The 22,545-nt window shown below is 59.6% G+C and carries 21 protein-coding genes; 11 read left to right on the forward strand and 10 right to left on the reverse strand.

Annotated elements, in window-relative coordinates; genetic code table 11:
• Nucleotides 1-12: 12 nt before the first annotated feature.
• The 3 genes from NXS98_RS08135 to NXS98_RS08145 form a co-directional block, all read right to left on the reverse strand.
• Nucleotides 13-1,275, reverse strand: coding sequence for an ABC1 kinase family protein (locus tag NXS98_RS08135; protein WP_283847989.1), 1,263 nt, complete (start codon nt 1,273-1,275; stop codon nt 13-15).
• A 128-nt stretch (nt 1,276-1,403) separates the two neighbouring features.
• Nucleotides 1,404-2,975, reverse strand: coding sequence for a 2-isopropylmalate synthase (locus NXS98_RS08140; RefSeq protein ID WP_283847990.1), 1,572 nt, complete (start codon nt 2,973-2,975; stop codon nt 1,404-1,406).
• Entirely contained in the window at nt 2,972-3,289 is a 318-nt protein-coding gene (locus tag NXS98_RS08145) for a hypothetical protein (protein ID WP_283847991.1), read from the reverse strand. Before NXS98_RS08145 ends, NXS98_RS08140 begins: the two co-directional genes overlap by 4 nt.
• 26 nt (nt 3,290-3,315) lie before the next feature.
• Here NXS98_RS08145 and NXS98_RS08150 point away from each other — a divergent pair, with 26 nt between their 5' ends.
• The gene (locus tag NXS98_RS08150) at nt 3,316-5,283 is read left to right on the forward strand and encodes a hypothetical protein (protein WP_283847992.1); all 1,968 of its coding nucleotides are present in this window, start codon (nt 3,316-3,318) and stop codon (nt 5,281-5,283) included.
• Nucleotides 5,284-5,401: 118 nt separating this feature from the next.
• Here the strand turns inward: NXS98_RS08150 and secG are convergent, their stop codons facing one another.
• The 3 genes from secG to NXS98_RS08165 all read right to left on the reverse strand — a co-directional run bounded on the left by secG (nt 5,402) and on the right by NXS98_RS08165 (nt 7,934).
• On the reverse strand, nt 5,402-5,830 hold the full coding sequence (gene secG, locus NXS98_RS08155) for a preprotein translocase subunit SecG (RefSeq protein WP_283847993.1): 429 nt from the start codon (nt 5,828-5,830) through the stop codon (nt 5,402-5,404).
• Nucleotides 5,831-5,844: 14 nt separating this feature from the next.
• Entirely contained in the window at nt 5,845-6,609 is a 765-nt protein-coding gene (tpiA, locus tag NXS98_RS08160) for a triose-phosphate isomerase (RefSeq protein WP_283847994.1), read from the reverse strand.
• A 71-nt stretch (nt 6,610-6,680) separates the two neighbouring features.
• On the reverse strand, nt 6,681-7,934 hold the full coding sequence (locus NXS98_RS08165) for a phosphoglycerate kinase (protein ID WP_283847995.1): 1,254 nt from the start codon (nt 7,932-7,934) through the stop codon (nt 6,681-6,683).
• Between the two features lie 608 nt (nt 7,935-8,542).
• On the opposite strand from NXS98_RS08165, the gene NXS98_RS08170 reads away from it, so the two are divergent.
• The 5 genes from NXS98_RS08170 to NXS98_RS08190 all read left to right on the forward strand — a co-directional run bounded on the left by NXS98_RS08170 (nt 8,543) and on the right by NXS98_RS08190 (nt 12,529).
• Nucleotides 8,543-9,121, forward strand: coding sequence for a hypothetical protein (locus tag NXS98_RS08170; protein WP_283847996.1), 579 nt, complete (start codon nt 8,543-8,545; stop codon nt 9,119-9,121).
• Between the two features lie 165 nt (nt 9,122-9,286).
• Nucleotides 9,287-9,796, forward strand: a complete 510-nt coding sequence (locus NXS98_RS08175) for an FmdB family zinc ribbon protein (protein WP_283847997.1) — start codon at nt 9,287-9,289, stop codon at nt 9,794-9,796.
• Nucleotides 9,797-9,805: 9 nt separating this feature from the next.
• Nucleotides 9,806-10,270, forward strand: coding sequence for an NUDIX hydrolase (locus NXS98_RS08180; protein WP_283847998.1), 465 nt, complete (start codon nt 9,806-9,808; stop codon nt 10,268-10,270).
• A gap of 25 nt (nt 10,271-10,295) precedes the next feature.
• Nucleotides 10,296-11,528 carry an MFS transporter gene (locus tag NXS98_RS08185; protein ID WP_283847999.1) on the forward strand — a complete coding sequence of 411 codons (1,233 nt, stop codon included), beginning with the start codon at nt 10,296-10,298 and terminating at the stop codon, nt 11,526-11,528.
• Between the two features lie 224 nt (nt 11,529-11,752).
• Nucleotides 11,753-12,529, forward strand: coding sequence for a hypothetical protein (locus NXS98_RS08190; protein WP_283848000.1), 777 nt, complete (start codon nt 11,753-11,755; stop codon nt 12,527-12,529).
• Nucleotides 12,530-12,757: 228 nt separating this feature from the next.
• Here NXS98_RS08190 and NXS98_RS08195 read toward each other — a convergent pair whose 3' ends face one another.
• A complete protein-coding gene (locus NXS98_RS08195) occupies nt 12,758-13,108 on the reverse strand; it encodes a competence type IV pilus major pilin ComGC (protein WP_283848001.1) in 351 nt (116 codons plus the stop codon).
• 730 nt (nt 13,109-13,838) lie between these two features.
• Between NXS98_RS08195 and NXS98_RS08200 the strand changes: the two genes are divergently transcribed.
• From NXS98_RS08200 to NXS98_RS08215, 4 genes are all read left to right on the forward strand, one after another.
• Nucleotides 13,839-15,197, forward strand: a complete 1,359-nt coding sequence (locus NXS98_RS08200) for a Gfo/Idh/MocA family protein (protein WP_283848002.1) — start codon at nt 13,839-13,841, stop codon at nt 15,195-15,197.
• Between the two features lie 240 nt (nt 15,198-15,437).
• Entirely contained in the window at nt 15,438-16,166 is a 729-nt protein-coding gene (locus NXS98_RS08205) for a cytidylate kinase-like family protein (protein WP_283848003.1), read from the forward strand.
• Nucleotides 16,167-16,199: 33 nt separating this feature from the next.
• Nucleotides 16,200-17,516 carry a DUF5722 domain-containing protein gene (locus NXS98_RS08210; RefSeq protein WP_283848004.1) on the forward strand — a complete coding sequence of 439 codons (1,317 nt, stop codon included), beginning with the start codon at nt 16,200-16,202 and terminating at the stop codon, nt 17,514-17,516.
• A 204-nt stretch (nt 17,517-17,720) separates the two neighbouring features.
• On the forward strand, nt 17,721-18,614 hold the full coding sequence (locus NXS98_RS08215) for a ThuA domain-containing protein (protein ID WP_283848005.1): 894 nt from the start codon (nt 17,721-17,723) through the stop codon (nt 18,612-18,614).
• 11 nt (nt 18,615-18,625) lie between these two features.
• On the opposite strand, the gene NXS98_RS08220 is transcribed toward NXS98_RS08215, so the two are convergent.
• Entirely contained in the window at nt 18,626-19,759 is a 1,134-nt protein-coding gene (locus tag NXS98_RS08220; RefSeq protein WP_283848006.1) for an endonuclease/exonuclease/phosphatase family protein, read from the reverse strand.
• A gap of 108 nt (nt 19,760-19,867) precedes the next feature.
• Nucleotides 19,868-20,134, reverse strand: a complete 267-nt coding sequence (gene rpmB / locus NXS98_RS08225) for a 50S ribosomal protein L28 (protein WP_283848007.1) — start codon at nt 20,132-20,134, stop codon at nt 19,868-19,870.
• Nucleotides 20,135-20,347: 213 nt separating this feature from the next.
• Here rpmB and NXS98_RS08230 point away from each other — a divergent pair, with 213 nt between their 5' ends.
• Entirely contained in the window at nt 20,348-20,842 is a 495-nt protein-coding gene (locus tag NXS98_RS08230; protein ID WP_283848008.1) for a hypothetical protein, read from the forward strand.
• On the opposite strand, the gene NXS98_RS08235 is transcribed toward NXS98_RS08230, so the two are convergent.
• Complete coding sequence (locus NXS98_RS08235; protein WP_283848009.1) at nt 20,839-22,479, reverse strand: glycoside hydrolase family 172 protein; 1,641 nt, start codon at nt 22,477-22,479, stop codon at nt 20,839-20,841. The genes NXS98_RS08230 and NXS98_RS08235 overlap by 4 nt on opposite strands.
• Nucleotides 22,480-22,545: the final 66 nt, after the last annotated feature.

Here is a 22,545-nt window from a genome sequence, read left to right on the forward strand (position 1 = left end):
CAACAAGTGCGGTTAGGATGACAGCACGGCAGGCTGCGCCCGCCCGCGGTTCAGATGGCCTGCCGGCCCTTCAAAATGACGCTTAAACGTGGCCAAATGCGGGCGCATGTCCTGCATTAAAACCGCATCCGGATTGCATTTCAAGACCATCCCATCCAGATACATCAAACTTTTGATGATGGGATACATCCCACGCTCGAATTCCATGCCGCTGTGCACGGCCAGTTGAATGGTGCGCATCATCTGCCGGGTCAAGCTCACTTGGCTGACGGTCTTGCCCGAAAAATCCCGATACAAATCCATAAATTGACGCAAGTACGCCTCCCACCGCGCGGCCGGCAGGGCGCGCCGTGACATCCGGTGAATGGCGCACGCCGCGGCCACGTAATCCTCCAGGGCCAATGCCTCAAAAAAGGCAAATAGCCCCTGGCGAAAAGTGTCGCTCACCTGACTGAGCGCCCCGGTGTCCACAAAGTAGATGCGGCCGTCCTGCCAGAAGATGTTGCCCGGATGCAAATCCCCATGAAAAACTCCAAGACCAAACATGTAGGCGCCATGAATCAAAAACAATTTCAACAGCTCCTCATACGGAAGCCGCCCCTGCTCCAATAACTCGTCAAAGGTGCGCCCGTGCAAGTATTCCGTCACCAGCACATGCTCGCCCGACAGTTCCTCATAAATTCGCGGAAACCGCAGGGGCGCCAGCATGGGCCAATGCTGATGTTGCTCCTGAAGTTCGCGCAGCACACGGGCATGACCGGCCTCATTGCGCAAGTCCAGTTCGGCCAGCGTGTATTCCTCAATATGCTCCAGGATGCCCACGGGGTCCGCCACCCGCTGCAACTTGGGATAAGCCCAGGTGGCCAGTCGCATCAGTTGCTTTAATCGCCGCACATCCGCTGTAAAACGCTCCTTGAAATCCCCCTTGATGACCTTCACCACCACCTCCTGCCCGTCGCGTAAAATAGCCCGATGCACCTGCCCCACCGAGGCCGCCGCCAAAGGACGGCGCTCAATCGAAGAAAAATGCTCGCGCCATCCCGCCGGGCAGTAGCGGTTCATCAGCGTCTCTAAGTCCTCGGCAGGTATGGGCGTCGTGCGCCGGTAAAGCTGCGCCAAATGCCGGCACTTGTCTTCCCCCAGGAAATCTATGCGCAAGGCAAAAGTTTGCCCAATTTTTACGGCTAGAAGCCCACGCGCCTGCAGACGCTCCAAATCGGGAAGCTTGGGACCGTAGATATCACGCATCAAAGCGATAAAACTTAGCCAGTTCATATACAATAATTAGACATTACTAATACAAACATGGCATGGTTTTATGCCTACGCAAGGAAATCGCGGGCCTTTATTTCGGCCACCCGGGCTGAGCATTCCCCGCGCCTGCCCCGCTCCCGGGCACTAGCTCATGGCTGGCTGCTCTCGCGCTGGCGATGGCTGTCCTGGCACAAGAAACGGTTGACGGCATTCAAATAAGCCCGCGCGCTGGCCTCGATGATGTCCGTGCTGGCGCCTTTGCCGGTAATGACCTTTTTATCGCCAAAGTCCACCTTCACCGTCACCTCGCCCACCGCGTCCTTGCCTTGAGAAACGGCCCGCAGGTTGTAATCCATCAAAGTGCCGCCGGTCTTGGTGATGCGGTCAATGGCCTTCAGGGCGGCGTCCACCGGACCGTCGCCAATGGCGGCATCCTGGAATTGCTCCACCTTCCCTTTGGCGCCCGGCTTGCGCAGGCGCACGGTGGCCGTGGGCATGGTGGCATTGCCGGTGGTGACGTGCAGGTATTCCAAGGACCATGTCTCCGGCACCTCCGCTATATGGCCCTCCACCAGCGCAATCAAATCCTCGTCATAAACAAATTTCTTGCGGTCCCCGATTTCCTTGAAACGCTGGAAAAGGGAGTTGATGTCGGCATCGCTCATCTTGAAGCCCAGGTGCTTCAACCGCGCAGAAACCGCAGCCCGCCCGCTGTGCTTGGTCAGCGGCAACTCGGTCTGGCCCCAGCCCACCTCCATGGGGTCCATGATTTCATAGGTTTCACGCTTCTTGAGGATGCCGTCCTGATGAATCCCCGCCGAATGAGCAAACGCATTTTCCCCCACAATCGCCTTGTTGCGCTGCACCATGAGGCCGCTCATGCGGGCCACCAGGCGGGACGTCTTAACAATCTCGCGCGTGTTCACCCCCACCGTATAACCCGCAAAGAAGTCGGCGCGCGTCTTGAGCGCCATGACAATTTCCTCCAGCGAGGCATTGCCGGCGCGCTCGCCAATGCCGTTGATGGTGCACTCCACCTGCCGCGCCCCGGCGCGAATGGCCGCCAGCGAATTGGCCACCGCCAGCCCCAAATCGTTGTGGCAATGCACGCTGATGATGGCCTGGCCGGATTGAAACTCCGGCACCGCCGCATGCAACTGGGCAATCAACGCCGCAAATTGGTCCGGCACCGCCCAGCCGACGGTATCCGGAATGTTCACCGTGGTGGCGCCGGCTTTGACCACCGCCTTGCACACCTCAATCAAAAATTCCGGCTCCGTGCGCGAAGCGTCCTCCGGCGAAAACTCCACGTTTTCCACATAACCCCGCGCGCGCGTGACCCCCTCCACTGCCAGGCGGAGAATCTCATCTTGGGCCTTGCCCAGCTTGAATTCACGGTGGATTTTGCTCGTGGCCAGAAAGACATGAATGCGGGCGCGCTTGCCGGCCGGTTTGAGCGCTGCGCCGGCCGCGTCAATGTCCTTGGGCGTGCAACGAGCGAGGCCGGCTATCATGGGGCCTTTGATTTCTTTGGCTATCGCGTTGACAGCGGCAAAATCCCCCTCGCTGATCACCGGAAAGCCGGCTTCGATGACATCCACTTTCAACCGCGCCAATTGGCGGGCCACCTCCAGTTTCTGGCGCAAATTCATGGAGGCGCCGGGGCACTGCTCGCCATCGCGGAGCGTGGTATCGAAGATGAGAATGCGTTGGTTTTTCATGTTGTTTGATTTGTCGCTGTCCGCTGGTGATGTGCTTCTGTCTGCCAAAACAAAAACCCCACCGCCAGTGTGGCAGCGGGGTTCAGATTGCTGATTTGTTGACCTAAAACCCGCCTGCCACGCTGCCACACAACAGCAGCAGCGCGTTTGCCAGTCGCAGGTTCAGGTTTCTGCTCATGGACTAATCCATACGCCCAAAACCCCTGCGCGTCAAACAGTTTTTCTGGTAACCGACCGGGCCGGCGCAGTGTCAAAATAGGAGCGGATTGAACTGGCCATTTGTACCCATTGGTGGCATATCCAATCCAGAACATACGCTGCGGTTAAAACAAATATCATCATGAAAACGCTTCACTGGTTGATTGTGGCTGCCGGGCTGGCGGTGGGGAGCCTCCAAGCGGCTAACGTGCCCCCCGCAGAAAAGTTGCTGCCAGAGAACACTCTGGCCGTGCTTACTGCCCCTGATTACAAAGCGGCCGCCACTTGGTACGACAGCACACCTGGCGGAAAATTCATGGCGGATCCCGCCATGAAACCATTTCTGGACAAGTTCAAGAGCAAGTTCAGAAAGGACGTGTTGGATCCCCTGGAAAAAGAGCTGGGCATCAAATTCGCCGATTACGAAGGTCTGGCCCAAGGTCAGGTCAGTTTGGCGATCACCGCCGCCGGCTGGCAGGGTTCTTCCGACAAACTGCCGGCCTTTCTGGTGCTCATGGATACGGGCAGCAAGAGCGACCAGTTAAAACGCAACCTGGCCGATCTTCGCAAAAAATGGAGCGATGCCGGCAAACCCCTTAAAGAAGAAAAACTGGGAGACGCCGAATTCACCACTTACACGCTTATGACCGACGATTTGCGCACCACCTTTGAGCGCATCTTCCCTGACCCCAACGCCGGTTGGGAATCCATCACCCCAGCCCGCCCTGGCGCTCCGCCCCGGCGGCAGGCCACACGCCCCGAAAACCAGCCCATTCACCTGACGGTGGGCCAGTCCGACACGTTGCTGATTATCGGCACTTCGGTGAGTGAAATTCGCAAAGTGCTGGACCTGCAAGCAGGCAAGGGTGGCAGCGCGCTGGCGAGTGTCCCCGCCTTTCAAGCCGATTATCAACGGCTCTTCCGCGACGCCAAATACTTCGGCTGGGTGAACGTCAAGCTGATCGTGGACTTGGCCATGAAAGGTGTGGACCAAGCCCCCGCCGGCGGTAACAATCCCATGGCCATGAATCCCATGCAGGTCGTCAATGCTCTGGGCTTCAACGGCGCAGAATCCGCAGCCATGACCGTGCACGGGGACAAACAAGGCGCCACTGTTGAGTTCTTCTTGGGGGTGCCGGAGGCCGGCCGCAAGGGACTCTTCAAACTCATGGCCCCCATGGCTGGCGACACCGCCCCGCCGCCGTTTGTGCCGCGCGATGCCGTGAAGTACACGCGCATCCGCTACAGTTTCAGCGAGGCGTGGAACACCATTGAACAAACGTTGAACGACATCAACCCGGGGCTGTTGGGCGCGCTGGCCTTCTTTGAAAGCGCCCTGAAAAAACAAAATCCCGACTTCACCCTCCGCAAAGGACTCATTGATTTGTTGGGGGACGACATCATCACCTACGAATTTAATCCCACCGGCCAGAATCTCGAGGCTCTGGCCAACGCGCCCGGGCTGGTGTTGATAGGTTCTCCCGCCCCGGACAAGCTGGTGGAAACGGTGAAGGGGTTGTTCGAAAACTTCGCCCAGATGCGCGGGCCTCGCGGGGGCCGCCGCGACGCCGAGCCGCCCCAACTCAAGACCCGCAAATTGGAGGGGGTCACCATCTACACCTTCCCCCCCACCCCGCAGATGAACTTCCAGGGCCAACGCATTGGCGAGCGCAGCCTGAGCCTCTGCGCCAGCGGCAAATACATCGCGCTCTCTTATGATGAAAACCTGCTGGCGCAGTTTCTGCGCACCGCCAAGGCCACCCGTCCCCTGGCAACCGTGCCCGGGCTGGCGGAAGCGGCGCAAAAGGCCGGCGGCTTCAATACCGGCATGTTTCACTATGAAGACCAGGCCGAAACCATGCGGGTTCTGTTCAACATCCTCCGCAAGGACGGCCCGCGCATCGGCGAGCTGCTGGCGATGACCCCGCTAGGCGGGCGCCTCGGATTGGCCGACGATAGCAAGGCGTTTCAGGAATGGTTTGATTTCACCCTATTGCCGCCGTTTGAAAAAGTGAGCAAGTACCTGGGCATTACGGTGTACACAGGCGCGGCCACGCCAGAAGGCTTGCTCATTAAAGCCTATACTCCCAATCCGCCGGGCTTCAAATAAGCCAGTTTGAACGCCCATTCGGGCAGAAAATTACCGGCGTCACGCATCCAGCGCGACGCCGGTTTTTTGTTGCTGAATCTGGATTAAGTAGGCCTGTCGGCGAAGCCATGAAGTTGTGTTACGGCTTGGCCGGCGCGGCGTTGGTAGCAGCAGGCTGCGCCGCCGGAGTCGTATTGGTGCCCAACAAAGTCAGCCCGGAGGGCACGGCCGGCGTCTGCGGCGCAGGCGCCGGAGTGGCGGCTTGCGGCGCCGCCGGGCTGGAGGTGGTTTCACGCAAACGCTTGAGGCGCATCTTGGACTCATCGGTGCGCGGCCCTAGGATGCTCAAAATGATGGCCAGCGCGAAAAAGGCGCCTGCCGCATACTTGGTGGCCTTGGTCAACACATTGCCGCTGCCTGCGCCAAAAAGCGCGTCGGTGGCCGTCGAGCCAAAGGCCTGCCCCAGACCTGCCTCCTTCTTGGGCAGTTGCATCAGGATGAGCAACATCAAAAACAGGCAGTCCAGAAACAGGACGATGGTCAGCAGAGTTAAAAATAACGAGAGCATATAGCTTGCTGGGATTAGATGGAGTTTTTCACAATGTCACTGAAGCTCCGCACTTCAAGAGAAGCCCCGCCCACCAACGCGCCGTCCACATCCGGCTGGCTCATCAGTTCGCGGGCGTTGCTGGGTTTGACGCTGCCGCCGTATTGAATACGCACCTTGCGGGCGGTGGCTTCGTCGTACAGACGGGCCAAAAGACTGCGAATGAAGGCATGGGCTTGTTGCGCCTGTTCAGTGGTGGCGGTTTTGCCCGTGCCAATGGCCCACACCGGCTCGTAGGCAATGATGGTTTCCACCATCTGATCACGGCTAAGACCGGCCAGGCTGCCGCGCACCTGGGTTTCCAGCACCTTCTCCGTCAAGCCCGCCTCACGCTCCTGCAGGGTCTCGCCCACGCAAATAATCGGCTTGAGCGAGGCCGCATGGGCCGCCAACGCCTTGCGCGCAATCAAGTCGTCGGACTCCTTCTGATACTGACGGCGCTCGCTGTGGCCGAGAATGACGTACCGGACGCTGAATTCCTTGAGCATGACAGCGGCGATTTCCCCCGTGAAAGCGCCCACGTTGTGTTCGCTCATGTTCTGCGCGCCAAGGCGGATATTGGAGTCCAGGATGGCCTTGGAGACTTCGCTCAACGCGGTGAAGGGGGGGCAGACCACAATGTCCACTTCCTTGACGTTGCTCAGTTCCCGTTTCAGGCCGTTGACCAAATCCAATGCCTCGGCCACGGTTTTGTTCATCTTCCAATTGCCGGCGATGATCAATTTGCGCTCTTTATCCATAAAAAATCGTTCCCTCTTCCAAGTATTCTGCAATCTGACTTAGGTTTCTCCAGTGGCACAACCACCAGGATTTATTTGTCGCTCAAGGCAGCGACCCCCGGCAGGACTGCGCCTTCCAGAAACTCAAGGCTGGCGCCGCCACCGGTGCTCATAAAGGTGACCTTGCCGCCCAGCCCGGCCTTGTTCAACGCCTTCACGCTGTCCCCGCCACCGATGATGCTCTTGGCCCCTTGCTGCGTCGCGTCCGCCACGGCCTGAGCGATGGCGTTGGTGCCCTTGGCGAATTCCTTGTTTTCAAACAACCCCATCGGACCATTCCACAAAATGGTCTTGGCCCCGGCGATCACTTCCGCATAGGCCTGGATGGTGGCCGGGCCGATGTCCAAACCAGCCTTGTCCGCCGGACAGTTCATGTCCGCATTGACCTGCGCGCCCTGGTATTCGATGACCGGCTTGCCTTTTTTATCGAGCTTGTCGGTTTTGACCGGCGTGGCCACCACATCATCCACCGGCAACAGAAACTTCACCCCTTTGGCCTGGGCCTTGGCGAGAGCAGCTTTGGCCACGTCCACCTTGTCCGGCTCCACCAGTGATTTGCCGGTTTGATACCCTTGGGCCAGGCGGAAAGTATAGGCCATGGCGCCGCCGATGAGCAGGCTGTCCGCTTTTTCCAACAGGCGGTCAATGACCTTGATTTTGTCCGACACCTTGGCGCCGCCGAGAATGACCACAAACGGCCGGGCCGGATTCTCCAGCTCGTCGCCCAAAAACTTCAACTCGCGCTCCATCAACAAACCTGCCGCGCATTGGCCGCCGCGCGCCGCCACCACCCGCGCCACGCCCTCCGTGGAGGCATGCGCCCGGTGCGCCGAGCCAAAGGCGTCGTTGACATAGACATCCGCCACCGCCGCCATTTTCTGCGCAAACGCCGGGTCATTGGCCTCCTCTTCCGCGTAAAACCGCACATTCTCCAACAGCAGCAGATCGCCCTCCTTCATGGCGGCCACCGCGCCGGCCACCGGCTCGCCAATGCAATCCTCCACAAACGCCACTGGTTTGCCGATCATCTCGCTCAACTTGGCCGCCACCGGACGCAGCGACATCGTGGGGTCTTTCGTGCCCTTGGGGCGCCCCAAGTGTGACGCCAGAATGATCTTGGCCCCTTTGTCCATCAACAACCGAAGCGTGGGCAGGGTTTCCTGAATGCGCGTGACATCCGTCACCACCATTTGCCCGCCTTTTTCCTCCATGGGCACGTTGAAATCCACCCGCACAAACACGCGCTTGCCGCGCACCTCAAGTTCTTTGACCGTCAGCTTTGCCATACCAGTTCAAGGTTAAAGTTCAACTCAAATAGAAACAGCATCTTAACCCATTCCCCATGGGAGTCAAAGAGTTTTCCTCCGCCCTTTCTCTGCCTCCGCTTCGGCCTCATGTCGCAGCCGGCACACCAGACGCCGTCCACTCCCCAAGACCGGATTTATGGAAACCCCGGACGATGGAATTGTGTTGATCGGGCCAGAGAAAATGCTACCCTTCTCCCATGAAGCCAGCCTATGGGATCGTTTTCCTGCTGGGGGTGGGAATAGGTTCACAAGGCGCCAATCTCCCACAGCAACCCCCTCCTTCACCGTTGCGGTCAACCTTGGAGCGATACCGGGAATTGACAGGCAAAGGATTCTTCATGGTCCAAGTATCTCAGGACCTTCGCCAACCCTTCAAGCCTTCCGCCTCCGCCACCCCTCCGCAGAAGGAAGCTGAAGCCATTAAAAATTTTCTCGAGTCCAACGGGTTCCATTTGGAACTGGCCAGTCCGAGTTTCTGTGCGCTTGTGCCCAAGGGGGACGCCGAGAAATTAAGGCATCTGCCCAAGCCGCCTCCGGCCGCGGAGCTGGATCAAGAGAGTGAAACGATCCCCCCTGGGGCCATAAGAATGGTGTCCACCGACCTGGAAACCTTGCTCCCTCTTTATGCCTCGCTCGCCAAGCGCGCCTTCGTGCTTCATCCTCCCGCGATCTCCGGGCGAAAAATCACCATCATTAACGGCCGAACCACCGCCAAAGAAATGGCTTGGGCGTGTGAGGCCATCTTGGCGTTGGCAGGCGCGCAAGTGCGCCCCGTTGGCCCACGGATGGCGCTGGCTCTGCCTGCCGGAGCTGTGGAATGGGAATTGTTGAAAAGCTACGCCGCCGGCCTCAGCCAAGGCCCCACGGAAGTGACGCCTCCGCTTCTGGATACCCTGTCGAGAACCCCACAATTTGCGGCCAATAACCTGGCGCTTTCCCCCGCGCAACAGCTTTTAGATGCCTGGGCTCAATTGCGGGGCCTGAAAGCGGCTGAAGTCCCACCAGGTCTGGCCAACCGCCGCCTGCTGATGGCGCAAGCCGCACCTTTAACTCACGGCGAAGCGCAATGGCTGTTGGAAATGGTCGCAGCACTGAACGGATGGCAATTTGACCTTTCCCAGCCGGGCACGGCGAAGCTGGTCACGGCGCCCGGCCGGCAGCCTTAAACCGTCCTCCGCGGCGCCGCAGCCATTTCCGCCGCCATGCGTCCCACCGCCTGAAGGGTTGGCGGGACCAGCCCTCCCTTCCCCCCCGGCCTACACGGGATTGCCACGCCGGCCTCCGAACGTTATACTCGCAGCGGTTGAACGAATGTAGGATGGGTTTGGGTTATGCCGATTTACGAATTTGCATGTCCGAAATGCCGGAAGATATTCAGCTTCCTCTCCAAACGGGTGAATCCGGAGGGGCTGCCGACGTGCCCAAAATGCGGCCATAAAAACCTGGAGCGGGTGATGAGCCGCTTTGCCACGCCGCGCGGCCTGAAAGAACCCTCCGCCACGCCGGAAGACGACGGCCCGCCGTTGCCGGACGTGGACGAAACCCGGATGGAAAAGGTCATGTCGGAAATCGAGCGGGACATGGAGCATTTGGATGAAAACAACCCGCGGCACATGGCGCACGTGATGAAAAAAATGAAGGAGGCGCTGCCCCCCGGGCTGATGCCCAAAGAACTGGACGTGGCCATCAAGCGGCTAGAAAAAGGCGAAGACCCGGAAAAAATCGAGGAAGATATGGGCGATGTGCTGGATGCGGCACTCGGCCCGGATGACCCCGAAGGCATGGGCGGCATGGGGGGTGGCGGCGGTTATTCACGGGACAGCGGGTTGTACGATTACTAAAAGCCCGCCATGGCCCACATCCACGAGCGCATTGATTTCACGGTGTCCATCTTTGTGGTGCGCCAACGCCGCGTGCTGCTGGTGTTGCACCGCAACCTGGGCCAGTGGCTGCCCTTGGGCGGGCATATTGAACTGGACGAGGACCCCGAGCAGGCCGCGCTACGCGAAGCCCGGGAAGAAAGCGGCCTGGAAATTGAACTTCTGGGCGAGCGTCCGCCCACCACCGGCCCCGACACTCGCGCCTTGATTGCCCCACGGTTTCTGGACATCCACCGCATCACCGACACCCACGAGCACATCGGCATGATTTACTGGGCGCGTCCCAAAAACGGTCAGGAGACTTTGCGTCTGGCCGCTGCCGAGCATCACGCCATTCGCTGGTGTGGCGCGGATGAATTGGATGCGCTCGAACCTGCCCTACGCCCCGCCGTCAAATGGTACTGCCTGCAGGCACTGGCGGAAATTGACGGCTAAACGCCCCCTTATTCCATTTCATTACATGCACTGGCGACCTTACAAAACCCTCTTTTTCGTCCTCACTGGGCTCAACTCTTTTGCCACGACTTTTTTCTTTAACTACCTCCTCTTCCTGTTTCGCAATCAATTCCATTTTGGCCGCAAGGAAACGCTGGCGCTGGGGGCCGTGCATGGGTTGATGTACCTGTTTTTCTCCTGGCGTGGCGGACGTCTGGCCCAACGTCTGGGGTACCTTCCCACCCTGGGGCTGGGGCTGAGCATCATGCTCGCCAGCCTCGCTGCCGCCGGACTTTTTCCCGCCTTCGCCGTGCAAGTCGGCGCGCTGATGGTCTGGACCGCCGGCATGAGCCTGACCTGGCCAGCCCTGGAAGCGCTGGTCTGTGACGGCGAAGACGAGCGCGGGCTGCCGCGCATGGTGGGCATCTACAACCTGACCTGGGCCGGCACTGCCGCGGCAGGCTATTTCACCGGGGGCGCCATTTTCGATTACCTCGGCCTGGCGGGCCTTTACGGCGTGCCCCTCGCTGTGCTGGTCCTGCAAATCAGCGCCGTGGCCTGGCTCATGCGCCGCACGGCGGCGGCCTCGCCTCACGCACAGCAAGACAAGCCCGCCGACCCGCCCCCACCGCCACCCGCTCATGCCCCGGAAGCGGCCGCCCTGGCCCAACCTGTGCCGCCGGAAACTTTCCTGAAAATGGCCTGGCTGGCCAACCCCTTCGCCTACATGGCCATCAATACCATCGTGCTGATCATTCCGGACCTCGCCCGCCATTTTCAGCTTACCCCCACCCAGTCGGGCATCTTCTGCTCCGTCTGGTTTTTTATGCGCCTGCTGGCCTTTGCCGTGCTGTGGAAGTGGACGGCCTGGCATTATCGTTTCCGCTGGCTGGCCGGCTCCTATGTGGCGCTGGTCGCCGGATTCCTCACCCTGCTCCTGGCACCTCAACTCTGGCTGGTCATTGTGGCCCAAATCTTGTTTGGCCTGGCCACCGGCCTCATTTACTACTCCTCCCTCTTCTACGCCATGGACGTGGGCGAGGCCAGCCAGGGCGAACATGGTGGGCTTCACGAAGCCGCCATCGGTCTGGGCATCTGCGTCGGCCCCGCTTTGGGGGCGGCCTCCTTATACGCCTTCCCCGGGTCATCCCACACGGGCACTTATGCCGTCGGCCTGCTGTTATTAACCGGCCTGGCCGGACTGCTCTGGCTCCGCTGGCGGCCCTCTCGTCAAGCCCATCCTTCCAGGCAGTCCTGAGGCTCCCTGCCTAAAAATCAGCCTGATTTTCGTGCGGGTAATTTTTTGACGCCACGCCAAAACCATGCTGTAATAGGTAGGTCATGAAAAGCCTCCTCCAGCCAGTCGGTTTTGTTGTCCCTGCATTGCTGCTATCCTGCTGCGGACTATCCGCCGCCCCGATGGGCGCTGGCTATGTTCTCCGAGGCGGACCGGCAGGCGCCATCACCGAAAACTTTAACAGCATGGGTGTCGGAGGCACGGAAGCCCCCGGCAACGGCACGCACACCTATTGGTCGGTTAATGTCTCCAACGTCGAACGCGCCACCAATTTATTTGCGGCCAATGCTTTCCCGGCGAATGGCGGCTTCAACGGCGGCCCATGGCCGGATTCCGGCCTGACGCCGGAAACCGACCGCGCCCTGGGCGTTTATGGGGGAGCGGTGGGTGACAATCCGCGCTCCCTGACCATGATGATTACCAATCTAACCGGGGCGGACCTGACGCGATTCCTGCTGCGGTTTGATGTGGAGGTCTGGGTCGTGCGTAACAGCGGCCCGCAGCGGTATGGCGGCCTGCAAGCCAGCTTTTCCACCGACAACCTCACCTGGCGCGATTTGGGCAATGCCTTCGAGGCCATCTTCCAATACCCGAATACCTCCGAAAACTCCTCCTCCAATTATTGGGTGAACGGCAATGACCCCGCCCATTCTCAGCGCAACATTGGCGGATGGGTGGAGAACGTCTTCGTGCCGCAAGGCCAGGTTTTTTATCTCCGGTTTGACGCGCATGGGCCAACCCTGACCGACCCCGACGGCACAGGTCCTTACGTGAACCGGCAAATCGGGGTGGCCTTGGACAACCTCTACCTTGAGGCGGATAGTCCGATAGCCCCTCCCTCGGTGGTGATACCTGCGGCAAGCTTAGGTTTTCACCAGGGAACTTTCTCTTTCACACTGCCCACCACTGAGCCAGGCCGGCTTTATACCTTGGAATTTTCCCCTGCCCTGCCGACTGCGTAATGGACGCCCGTGATGAGCGCCCAAGGCAATGGGCAACCTGCCCCCTTTACGCATACGACACCCTCGCCCCACACAGGCTTTTACCGCCTGCGCGTGGAATAAAGACCTGGCTTCGGTGGTTCTGTCCGCCCCTCCGCCGACACCACGGCTTCGCATCGCCTGACGGCTAGACCCTGCACGCGCGCCGCCTGGCACCCATGCGTTGGACTTCCCGCCCAGTTCTCAGGGCTACCACTCGAGCGTATGCCCCTCGACACTGCAGGTCACCGGCAGACTCAATGCATTGTAGGAATACGTGCCACCTGCCGGGCAGATCGGCTTGACCTTCAGATAGAGCGTAGGGCCAATCAGGTCATCATCCGTAGGCACGTCCGTTGGGGCCTTGCTTTTTTCCACTCCCCAGAGTTGTTTGGACGCCTGAATCTGCCGCAGGTTGTTCATGCAGGCTCGGCTTTGGGCTAATTGACGGCTCTTGACGAAGTTGGGCACGGCAATGGCCAGCAATAAGCCGATGATGGCCACCACAATCATGATTTCCACCAGGGTGAAGCCCCCGCGGGCTGAAGTTTTTGGCCTCATAACATTGTTTGGGTTTGGTGGCAACAACGTAGGATATAGCGCTTGTGGAAAAAACCACAAGTCTATTTTACGTTGGCCAGTTTTGCCTTTAGGGCCGTTCAACCCTGTCGTTATGAGGATGCCAGAACGGATAAGCACCCCCGGGCCGTCCCAACTGCCTGCTCGCCTGATGCCAGAACCCCGCACCCCCACCGGCGAACAACGCCAGGGGCCGGCAGGGTGGCATGGCATGACACGGGGTCATGGCTGGCCGGAAAGAGGAACCCAAGCCAGGCCATGACGGTTCCAATATTAAGAGAAGAGGTGTCTGGCCTTTGGGCATGAGAACGGTGAGCATGGCCATCCATAGCCTGCTCACCGCTTCCACAACGCCCCGGGCCACGCACCCCCATCGCGTGCGCTCGGTCTTCATAACTACTTGCCTTTCTGTTATTTGCGGCGTGGACCAGGCGCAGGGCGGATTTATTTTTATGAATACAATACGTGTCCACACATTGCCCTATGCCTGCCGCAACGTCATTTGTGTAGCAATTTCCGGGCCGTATCATTTTTAATAATAACCAGCTTGGCCTGTCCTTAATTCAGGCAGCCCAAAGGCCTCTGGGTGAAAATGCATCAGCTTCCGGCTGGCCACCCCAAAGCGCTCCCTTGAGCGCCGCGTTCTCAAACCGGTTAACCATTGCCTTTTCCCTCTTTCCGCGCATAATAGCCACCGCTTTACACCATGTTTATGAATAAAAACGGCTCAACCAATACGGCCTCACGGCGTCAATTTTTGAAACAATCCTCCTTCGCCCTGGCTGGGGCTGCCACAGCCGCCCAACTGCCCTTCGTCATCACCGCCCACGCGGCGCCGGATGACCCCATTCGCATCGGCGTCATCGGCTGCGGTGGGCGCGGTACCGGGGCAGTCTTGAATGTCCTTGGCGCGCAGACCAAGGTCATCTACCCCTCCAGCGGTTACCACACCGAGGATGTGGCCCAAACCGGCCCCCTGCAGCGCAAAGATGTCCAGGTGGTGGCGCTGGCCGATGTCTTCGAGGACCGCCTGGAACGCTGTCGGGAAAACCTGTCCAAACTGGCAATCAACATTCCGCAGGAGCGGTGTTTTACCGGCTTCAATGGTTACAAAAAACTCCTCGCCATCCCGGAAATCAACTACATCATCCTGGCCACCCCACCCCATTTCCGCCCGCAACAGCTCATGGACGCCATCCAGGCCGGCAAGCACGTTTTCATGGAAAAGCCTGTGGCCGTGGACGGCCCCGGCGTGCGCATGGTCATTGAGGCGGGTGAATTGGCCAAAAAGAAGGGCCTGGGCATCGCCTCCGGCACGCAGCGCCGCCATCAGCGCAGCTACCGCGAGACCATTAAACGCATCCATGACGGAGCCATCGGAGAAATCCTCTATGGCCGGGCTTATTGGTGTGGCGGCGAAATATGGGTCATTGACCGCAAACCCAACATGAGCGACATGGAATGGCAGCTTCGCAACTGGAATTATTTCACCTGGCTTTCGGGCGACCATATTGTCGAGCAACACGTGCACAACCTGGACATCATGAACTGGGTGCTCAACGCCCACCCGGTCCGCGCCGTGGTGGGCTGTGGCGGGCGCCAGGTGCGCACCGATGCCAAGTACGGCAACATCTACGACCACTTTGCCGTCGAGTTTGAGTATGAGAATGGCGCCCGCGTCTTCAGTTTCAGCCGCCAAATCAACGGTTGCGACGGCAAGGTGGAAGAAGCGGTGGTGGGAGTCAAAGGCTACAGCAACTGCCACAATTTCATCCGCTCCGAGGGCAACAACCTGTGGCGCTATCGTGACCCGGATGTGAATCCGTATGAGGCTGAACACCAAAACCTCATCGCCAGCATCCGCGCGGGCAACCCCATCAATGAGGCGCGCGCCGTCGCCGAAAGCACCCTCATGGCCATCATGGGCCGGGAGTGTGTGTACAGCGGCAAAGCCGTGACTTGGGACGCCATGCTCAACTCCAAAGTGCGCCTGGGCCCCGACAAGTACGAGTTTGGCCCGCTGCCCATCGCGCCGGTGGCCATGCCAGGGCGCACGGCGCCCGCCGTCTAAGGTATCCGCAGGACTTTGGCTGAACGCTCTCTGCACGCTCGCCTGCCTCCCGAAGAAACGGGAGGCAGGCTTTTATTTCGCCGCGAGCTGCATGCAGGATTTGACCGAATTATTACGCAAGCGTATAATCTATATGAGGTCCTGAGATGTTAAACACGCACACATTTTCCCATCACCCCAAGTCCGCAGGGCAGGTCTGGAAACCCAGGCGAATGGAGACCCCTCAACCCCGCCAAGCTTATGAGTGACACCGCCAGTCTCGCCAAATGCCTCAGTTATATTGATGCCCAGTTCACTCCCTTGCCCGGCTCCGAGCAAGGCCCACTCACGCGCCGCCGTCTGGCGTCCATTACGCTGTCCCGCCAGGCCGGAGCTGGCGGACGCGCCGTGGCGGAAATGCTCGTCACGCACTTGCAGCAAATGGAAAAAGAACCCGGACCGCCTTGGACGGTCTTTGACCGGAATCTGGTGGAAAAAGTGCTGGAGGACCATCATTTGCCGCAGCGACTGGCCGAGTATATGCCGGAAGACCGGCGCCCATTGTTGGACGACATCATGGAGGAGCTGCTGGGGTTGCATCCGCCTTCCTGGACGTTGTTTCACCAGACCTGCCAGACCATCCTGCATCTCGTCACCCTGGGACATGCCATCATCCTGGGCCGGGGCGCCAATTTGATTGCGGCCAGACTGGACAATGTCGTTCACGTGCGCCTGGTGGGCTCGCTGGAACGGCGCATCGAGCGGGTGTGCGCCACGCGCCGTGTATCGCCAAAAGAAGCGCGTGAATTAATTGATCAGGAAGACCGCTCCCGCGCCGCTTACGTGAAGAAACACTTTGGCAAAGATGTGGAGGATGCCCAGTATTATCACCTGGTCATCAACACGGATTACGTGACCTTGCAGGAGGCTGTGCAGTTAATTGCCTTTTTGACCTGCCGGCGGCAGGAGTCCCCCGTCCGCACCCACTAACCCCCATCGGGCCGACGCCAAGCAGACGGCCGTTTGAAAAAAAGCCGCGCAGGCATCGTCCAATGGGCGATGTTTGACTTGATGCGATGGGTGGCAGCGGTGTGGGTATTGGTAGGCGCGGTGGGGACCAGTGGGGCTGAGTTTCCCCAGCCTGCCTCCAAAAAGGGCCTGCAAGTGCAAATGGTGGATGACGCCCTGGCCCTGGGGGTCAAACACGCCGCTATCAATATCAACTTGACTGGACTGGTGGATGTCCATCGCCAGTCTGGCAATCCCGCCTGGACTTCTGGCGGGCAAATCTATCATTTTCAAAAAAGTTATCTGGAAAGCCTGGACCGGCAGATTAAGCCCCTTTCTGACCGCGGCATCGTGGTATATCTCATCGTCCTGAGTTACGCCTCCGGACGCCCCGAGGTGGATAAACTGGCCCTGCACCCCAACTATGCCACCAATGCTCCCAACCGCCTGGGAGCTTTCAACACTGTCACGCCAGAAGGACGGGCATGGTACGCGGCCTGTCTGGAATTCCTGGCGCATCGCTGGTCAGGCACCAACCAGGCTCACGGACGGGTGGCGGGCTATATCATCGGCAATGAGGTCACCAGTCACTGGTGGTGGTGCAACATGGGACCCGTCTCCATGGAAAAGTTCACTGCCTACTACGAGGACACCGTGCGGCTGTTTCATGCGGCGATTCGCCGCCAAGCCCCGTGGCCGCGGGTTTATCTTTCCCTGGACCACCATTGGAATATCCGTTACGCCGCCGGTGATGACCAACAAGCCTTTGCCGGACGCCCCTTCCTGGAGGCCTTCGCGGCCCGTGCCCGCCAGCGGGGCGATTTTGACTGGCATCTGGCGTACCACCCCTACCCGGAGAATCTGTTTGAGCCTCGTTTCTGGCTGGATAAAACGGCCGTGCCCCACCCTGACACCCCGCGGATTACCTTCAAAAACCTGCATGTTCTCACCGAGTTCATGCGCCAGCCGGCCATGCGGTATCGCGGAACGCCCCGGAGAATCATTCTCAGCGAGCAAGGATTCCACACCCCCAAAGGACCGGAAGGCGAGCTGCTGCAGGCCGCTGCCTACTGCTATGCCTACCAGATAGTGGAGCGCAATGACGGCATTGACGCCTTCATTCTCCACCGGCATGTGGACCACGCCCACGAAGGCGGCCTGCTGCTGGGACTGTGGCGGAATCGCCCCGGCAGTGTGGCCGAGCCCTACCAGAAGAAACGCATTTACGAGTGTTTCCGCCTGGCCGATACCCCGCAATGGCGCGAAGCCTTCGACTTCGCCCTGCCCATCATCGGCCTCAAAAACTGGAACGAAATTCCGCGGCACCCATGAAATTTCCAGAGCACCCTGTGCGGTTGGCAAACACCCCCGCAGTTCTTCCCTTGCCTGCGGGAGGAAAATCACCGCGCAAAAAGCATGGCAGTCGTCGGTGGACATTCCACTGGAACTTATACGCACCGCTCAACAACTAAGGAGACGCCCTTCTGCCCCCAGAAAACACTTTGCAAAATCACCTAAACCTCTACATTCGAAATCATGAAAATCACCAAAGCACTGACACTGGCCCTCTGCGCGGCCAGTCTTTTATGGGCGGTCAACAGCCCGGCCGCTGAACGTAAAATCGTCCTGCTCGCAGGCACCCCCAGCCACGGTCCCGGCGAGCATGAACACAATGCGGGCTGCCTGTTGCTGGGACGTTTGCTCAATCAAATGGGCGGGGTCAAAGCCGTCGTCCACACCAACGGCTGGCCCAAGGACATGACCATTTTTGACGGCGCCGATGCTGTGTTCATTTATTGCGACGGCGGCGGCGGGCACATGGCGGTGCGTGAGCGCCAGCGCCTGACTTTCCTGGGCGAACTGATGAAGCGCGGGGTGGGCTTTGGCTGCTGCCATTATGCCGTGGAAGTGCCCAAGGACAATGGCGGCCCGGAGTTTCTAAACTGGATGGGCGGCTATTTTGAAACCCATTGGTCGGTCAATCCCCATTGGGACGCTGACTTCAAGGTCATTCCCAAGCATCCCATCACCGATGGCGTGCGCCCCTTCAAAATTCGTGATGAATGGTACTTCCACATGCGCTTCCAGGAGGGCATGAAAGGCGTGACCCCCATTCTCAGCGCGGTGGCTCCCCCCTCCACCATGAACCGGCCGGATGGCCCCCACAGCGGCAATCCCGCCGTGCGCGAAGCCGTGGCCAAGGGCGAGCCGCAGCATGTCATGTGGGCCTACGAACGCCCCGATGGCGGGCGCGGTTTTGGCTTCACCGGCGGCCATTTCCATAACAATTGGGGCCATGATGATTTCCGCAAAGTGGTGCTAAACGCCATTCTTTGGATTGCCAAGGCCCCCATTCCCCCCGGCGGCGTGCAGAGCGTGGTCACCCCCGAGGACCTGAAGCAGAACCTGGACCCCAAGGGCCGTAAATAAACCCCCGGCGATTATTCCTTCCATTCCAGGTGTGCGGCCACAGCGCGGTGCTGGCTGCGGCGGCCCCGCTCCGTCACGCAATAGACGGGGCGCAACTGCGGACTGCAAAATACATAATCCAGCCTCAGCCAGGGCCCAAAACCCGTCAGCGGATTGGAGCTGTACCCGGGAAACGTGAGACCATAGCCACGTCCAGCCTCCGCAAACGCATCGGCAAACTCCGCGTGGAATTGGCGATGCAACCAGCCGCGGCTGGGCATGTTGAAATCGCCCGCCACCACAAAGGGCCGCTTTTCCTTTTGCAGATGGGCAATGAGCCGCTGGGCAATGTCCACCCGCTGCTGCCATGCTTTGGCAACGTCCTCCTGGAAACGACTGCTGCGGCTTTCCCCGGCGGTTTCGCCGGCCAAGGCCACCAATACCCCCAGGCCGCGCAAACGATATAATTCGCGGCGGGGGCTGGGCAGGTGCACGTTGTACACCACCACCGTGCGCGAGTGCGCCTGCAATTCAAACCAGGCTCCCACCGGCCAGCCAAAGGCATCATACACCGGTATCGGGCCGGAACTGAGAATGGGATGCCGACTGAGCAGGACAAATTCCCCAAACGCGCGGCCCTGATAGTTGGTATAAGCTCGCAATAATCGCCCCATCTGGCCCACAGCCTCCTGCAAGGCAATCACGTCGGGCTGCTCCTGCTGCATAAACGCCGTGAAACTCTGGCGGTTATTTTGCCCGTAATTATTAGTCATCACCCGCAAAACGGGGCTGGAGGCTGCCTTGGGGCGGTACCAGTGAAAATCATAAAAACCAAAGGCCACCCACAAGATTGCCACTCCATGCAGCCACAGACAGCGCCGGCAAAACCCCCATGACAAAGGCAACAGGAGCAGGAGCGGCAACAACCACACCTGCGGGGGCACAAACAGGCAAAAGGCGGTAAAGTAGTGCCGCTCCCCCACCCCTGCCGTCAGCGCCCAGAGGGCCAGGAGTCCAGCAAGGTAGAGGAAGTTGGCCGCGACTACCAGCCGCCGGCACCATTGCGTCCATCGCCGCCAGCCGCTCCCCGGTTCATGGCGGCGCTGCCACGCGGCGGCCAGTGCATCCAGCCCCCGTTCCCACCTCGTTGTTTGCGGGCGGTCCATGAAATCGTGGGCCATTGTGCCCTGCGGGCGCCTCCCAAAGCAACGGCGGAAATAAAAACACGGCGTCCCCGCCGGGAACGCCGTGGCTCAAAAAATACTTGGGGCAACTCAGGCCTTGGCCGCTTCCGCCTTCTTCCAATGGCGTTTGGGCGGCTTGACAATCAGGCCCTTTTTGATGGCGCTGGCCGCCACTTTCACGTAGCGCACCTCGCCATCAATCACGGCCTTCACCCGCTGCAAATTGGGCAGAAAACGGCGTTTGGTGATGGCGGTCACGTGCGTGCCGATGCCGCCCTTCTTCTTGGCCTTGCCACTGCGCCAGATGATGCTGCCTTTGGCAGCACGCTTGCCGGTCAATTCACAAACTCGTGACATATCAAATCCTGTTTTTAACAAAGAGCCGAGAAATTAGCAACGCTCCGCCAACATGCAAGCCCATTTTTCGTTTTTTTGCCACCTCTACTTTTCCAGGTCAAAGAGGGCTACCCGGCCCCCGCCCTTGGGTTCAAAGCTTTAAGGCCATGCCGGCCGCATTTTTGGTCTGGCCTCGTTCGCTGTTTTTGCTCAAGCTTGGACTGCAATACTACTATGCGTTTGTATTCCAAGACCGAAACTTTCCTGGCCAATCTTCCATACGCCATCATGGTGCTGGCCGGCAGCGCAGTGCTGGCTGTGGGGCTGGGGGGAGGCCATGGCGCATGGCTAGCCGCCCTCCTCTATGCCGCCTATGGCATCGGCGGCTCATTGTGGACGATGATTTTTATCTGCCCTTATTGCGCTTTTTACAACACCCGGGGCTGCCCCTGTGGCTACGGCATGGTGGCCGCCCGGCTGGCCCCCAAGGCGGAGCGCGAATGTTTTGCTGAAAAATTCCGCAAACACATTCCGGTGATTGTGCCGCTCTGGCTCATCCCGGCCCTTGCCGGCGGCTGGCTGCTCTGGCGGCAGTTTGACAGCACTATGGCCCTGCTGCTCGCGGTATTTGTGGTGGACGCCTTTGTCATCCTGCCCTTGTTCAGCCGGCGGCACGGATGCTCGGAATGTCCCCAAAAGGAAACCTGCCCGTGGATGGGCAAGGCCTAGCGATAGAGTTGCGGGGCCTTGCGCCAGTCTTTGTCCTTGTCGTGACCATAGGCCTGCACGCGCGGACGGCGCTCGCGCAAACGCACGGATTCCAGCCCCAGGTAACAGCCCTGCGATTGGGGATTCTGGCCAACGGCCTCCAGGCGCAGGACGTAGCGCCCCGGTTCCGGCCAAAAGTCCAACAAGTGAAACTCACGCGCGGCAATTTCGGCCGAATAAAAATCCAGGGGGCCGCCCAGTTTGATGCCGTTCAAATAGGGCTGGTACCGGCCAAAATCATAGGAGGTCGTCCCCCGCAAAAGCAGCCGCAGCGGCTCTTTATTGGTCACGGTGAAGGGAATTTCCACCCAGGCATTGCTGGCCGAGGGCGGACGGTAGAGCATTTGCGGGGTTTCATGCACCGCCAGCCGCTGGCTGATGGCATCCCCTGCCCCGTGATGCGCCGGGGATAAAAAGTCCCGCGCATAGACTATCATGCGCTCCAAACTTGGCAGGCGTCGTTCCCGGGCATGAGGCGCCCGTGCGGCAAAGGTGGGAGTGCCCGTTTGATACCAGAAAGCCACGCTGGAAATATCATCCTCCCGCTCATTCCAACTGGTGGACTTGTAATCCGGATTTTCATCCGGTGAAATCCAGCCATAGTGCTCGAAAGCCACTTTGATGCCTTTTTGAAAGACAATCGGATCGGCCAGGTGCCAGCGATAGGCGCTGGTGTGGCCGCCCACAATGCCCCATTGATCAAAGTACGGCACTCCGAAGAAGGGCGTGCTCGTGGTTTTCAGGCCCCAGGCGGAAAGAAAATAGTCCTCCGTGCCCGTGCCCCAAATGGACGGTTGGGCCTCGCCATCAATCCAGATTTTCTCGTCCCCCTCGCCAAACCACGCCGGGCTGCGCGTGCGCACACTGAGCACCGTCCCCACATAATGGCCCCGCCCCCGCGTTTCCAAAACAACATAATCCTGGCCGGAGACCGCCGGATACTCCTGCCGGTATTGCGCATAAAAATAAGGCGTGTTGGCCGGCAGCTTGTCCAATTCAATCCAATCAATGTTGTAGTAGAGCAGGCTGATGGGCTTCTCGCTCTGGTTGATGATTTCCATGCGGGCCGATTGGCGGAATGGCATCCGCCAGAAACAATTGTACGAGTCGGCGTCCTCCACCACCACCGGCAGGCTGATGACTTCACGGCGCTCGCCGAAGGCGTTGGCAAAAAAATCGCCCACCGGCGCCTCCACCGCCGGCCGGGGATGGCCGTCCCAGTAGATGCGGAGCAGCATTTCCTGATGATTGGCCGAGCCATTGGGCGCCCAGGCCTGCGGCTCCGGGCCAAGGAAAGTGAACCAGATATGCGTGATAACGCCGGGGCCTTTGACATTCATCACCACCTGCGTCGCGCCCGGGGGCACGCGGAAATTGTCAAAGTTGCTGCGCTCGTCCCTGTCGGCGCGCGGAGGCGCCTGTGGGTCATATTTGCCATCCGGGCCGGCGCGCATGGTCGAGGTCACCCGCCGGCTGCGGCCCGGTTGCAGTCGGGTTAAATCTTCCAACAAGGCGCCGCGGACAACCAGGTGGCCAGTGAGCACGAGGAGAAGGGGCAAAGCCCGCCCCACCATTCTTGCAGCCAGGTGTGTGTGCATAGAGAGGTGGAGCCATCTTACACGCCAGCCGATGTCCGAAAAAGGCTAAATTGGTGATTTCCAGGC

Source organism: Fontisphaera persica, from assembly GCF_024832785.1.
Taxonomy (GTDB): Bacteria; Verrucomicrobiota; Verrucomicrobiia; order Limisphaerales; family Fontisphaeraceae; genus Fontisphaera; species Fontisphaera persica.

Bases quoted from the DNA above. Each gene is read 5' to 3' on its own strand.
- NXS98_RS08135 (WP_283847989.1), bottom strand. From the start codon at position 1,275: ATGAACTGGCTAAGTTTTATCGCTTTGATGCGTGATATCTACGGTCCC.
- NXS98_RS08140 (WP_283847990.1), bottom strand. From the start codon at position 2,975: ATGAAAAACCAACGCATTCTCATCTTCGATACCACGCTCCGCGATGGC.
- NXS98_RS08145 (WP_283847991.1), bottom strand. From the start codon at position 3,289: ATGTTCTGGATTGGATATGCCACCAATGGGTACAAATGGCCAGTTCAA.
- NXS98_RS08150 (WP_283847992.1), top strand. From the start codon at position 3,316: ATGAAAACGCTTCACTGGTTGATTGTGGCTGCCGGGCTGGCGGTGGGG.
- secG (WP_283847993.1), bottom strand. From the start codon at position 5,830: ATGCTCTCGTTATTTTTAACTCTGCTGACCATCGTCCTGTTTCTGGAC.
- tpiA (WP_283847994.1), bottom strand. From the start codon at position 6,609: ATGGATAAAGAGCGCAAATTGATCATCGCCGGCAATTGGAAGATGAAC.
- NXS98_RS08165 (WP_283847995.1), bottom strand. From the start codon at position 7,934: ATGGCAAAGCTGACGGTCAAAGAACTTGAGGTGCGCGGCAAGCGCGTG.
- NXS98_RS08170 (WP_283847996.1), top strand. From the start codon at position 8,543: ATGGTGTCCACCGACCTGGAAACCTTGCTCCCTCTTTATGCCTCGCTC.
- NXS98_RS08175 (WP_283847997.1), top strand. From the start codon at position 9,287: ATGCCGATTTACGAATTTGCATGTCCGAAATGCCGGAAGATATTCAGC.
- NXS98_RS08180 (WP_283847998.1), top strand. From the start codon at position 9,806: ATGGCCCACATCCACGAGCGCATTGATTTCACGGTGTCCATCTTTGTG.
- NXS98_RS08185 (WP_283847999.1), top strand. From the start codon at position 10,296: ATGCACTGGCGACCTTACAAAACCCTCTTTTTCGTCCTCACTGGGCTC.
- NXS98_RS08190 (WP_283848000.1), top strand. From the start codon at position 11,753: ATGGGTGTCGGAGGCACGGAAGCCCCCGGCAACGGCACGCACACCTAT.
- NXS98_RS08195 (WP_283848001.1), bottom strand. From the start codon at position 13,108: ATGAGGCCAAAAACTTCAGCCCGCGGGGGCTTCACCCTGGTGGAAATC.
- NXS98_RS08200 (WP_283848002.1), top strand. From the start codon at position 13,839: ATGAATAAAAACGGCTCAACCAATACGGCCTCACGGCGTCAATTTTTG.
- NXS98_RS08205 (WP_283848003.1), top strand. From the start codon at position 15,438: ATGAGTGACACCGCCAGTCTCGCCAAATGCCTCAGTTATATTGATGCC.
- NXS98_RS08215 (WP_283848005.1), top strand. From the start codon at position 17,721: ATGAAAATCACCAAAGCACTGACACTGGCCCTCTGCGCGGCCAGTCTT.
- NXS98_RS08220 (WP_283848006.1), bottom strand. From the start codon at position 19,759: ATGGACCGCCCGCAAACAACGAGGTGGGAACGGGGGCTGGATGCACTG.
- rpmB (WP_283848007.1), bottom strand. From the start codon at position 20,134: ATGTCACGAGTTTGTGAATTGACCGGCAAGCGTGCTGCCAAAGGCAGC.
- NXS98_RS08230 (WP_283848008.1), top strand. From the start codon at position 20,348: ATGCGTTTGTATTCCAAGACCGAAACTTTCCTGGCCAATCTTCCATAC.
- NXS98_RS08235 (WP_283848009.1), bottom strand. From the start codon at position 22,479: ATGCACACACACCTGGCTGCAAGAATGGTGGGGCGGGCTTTGCCCCTT.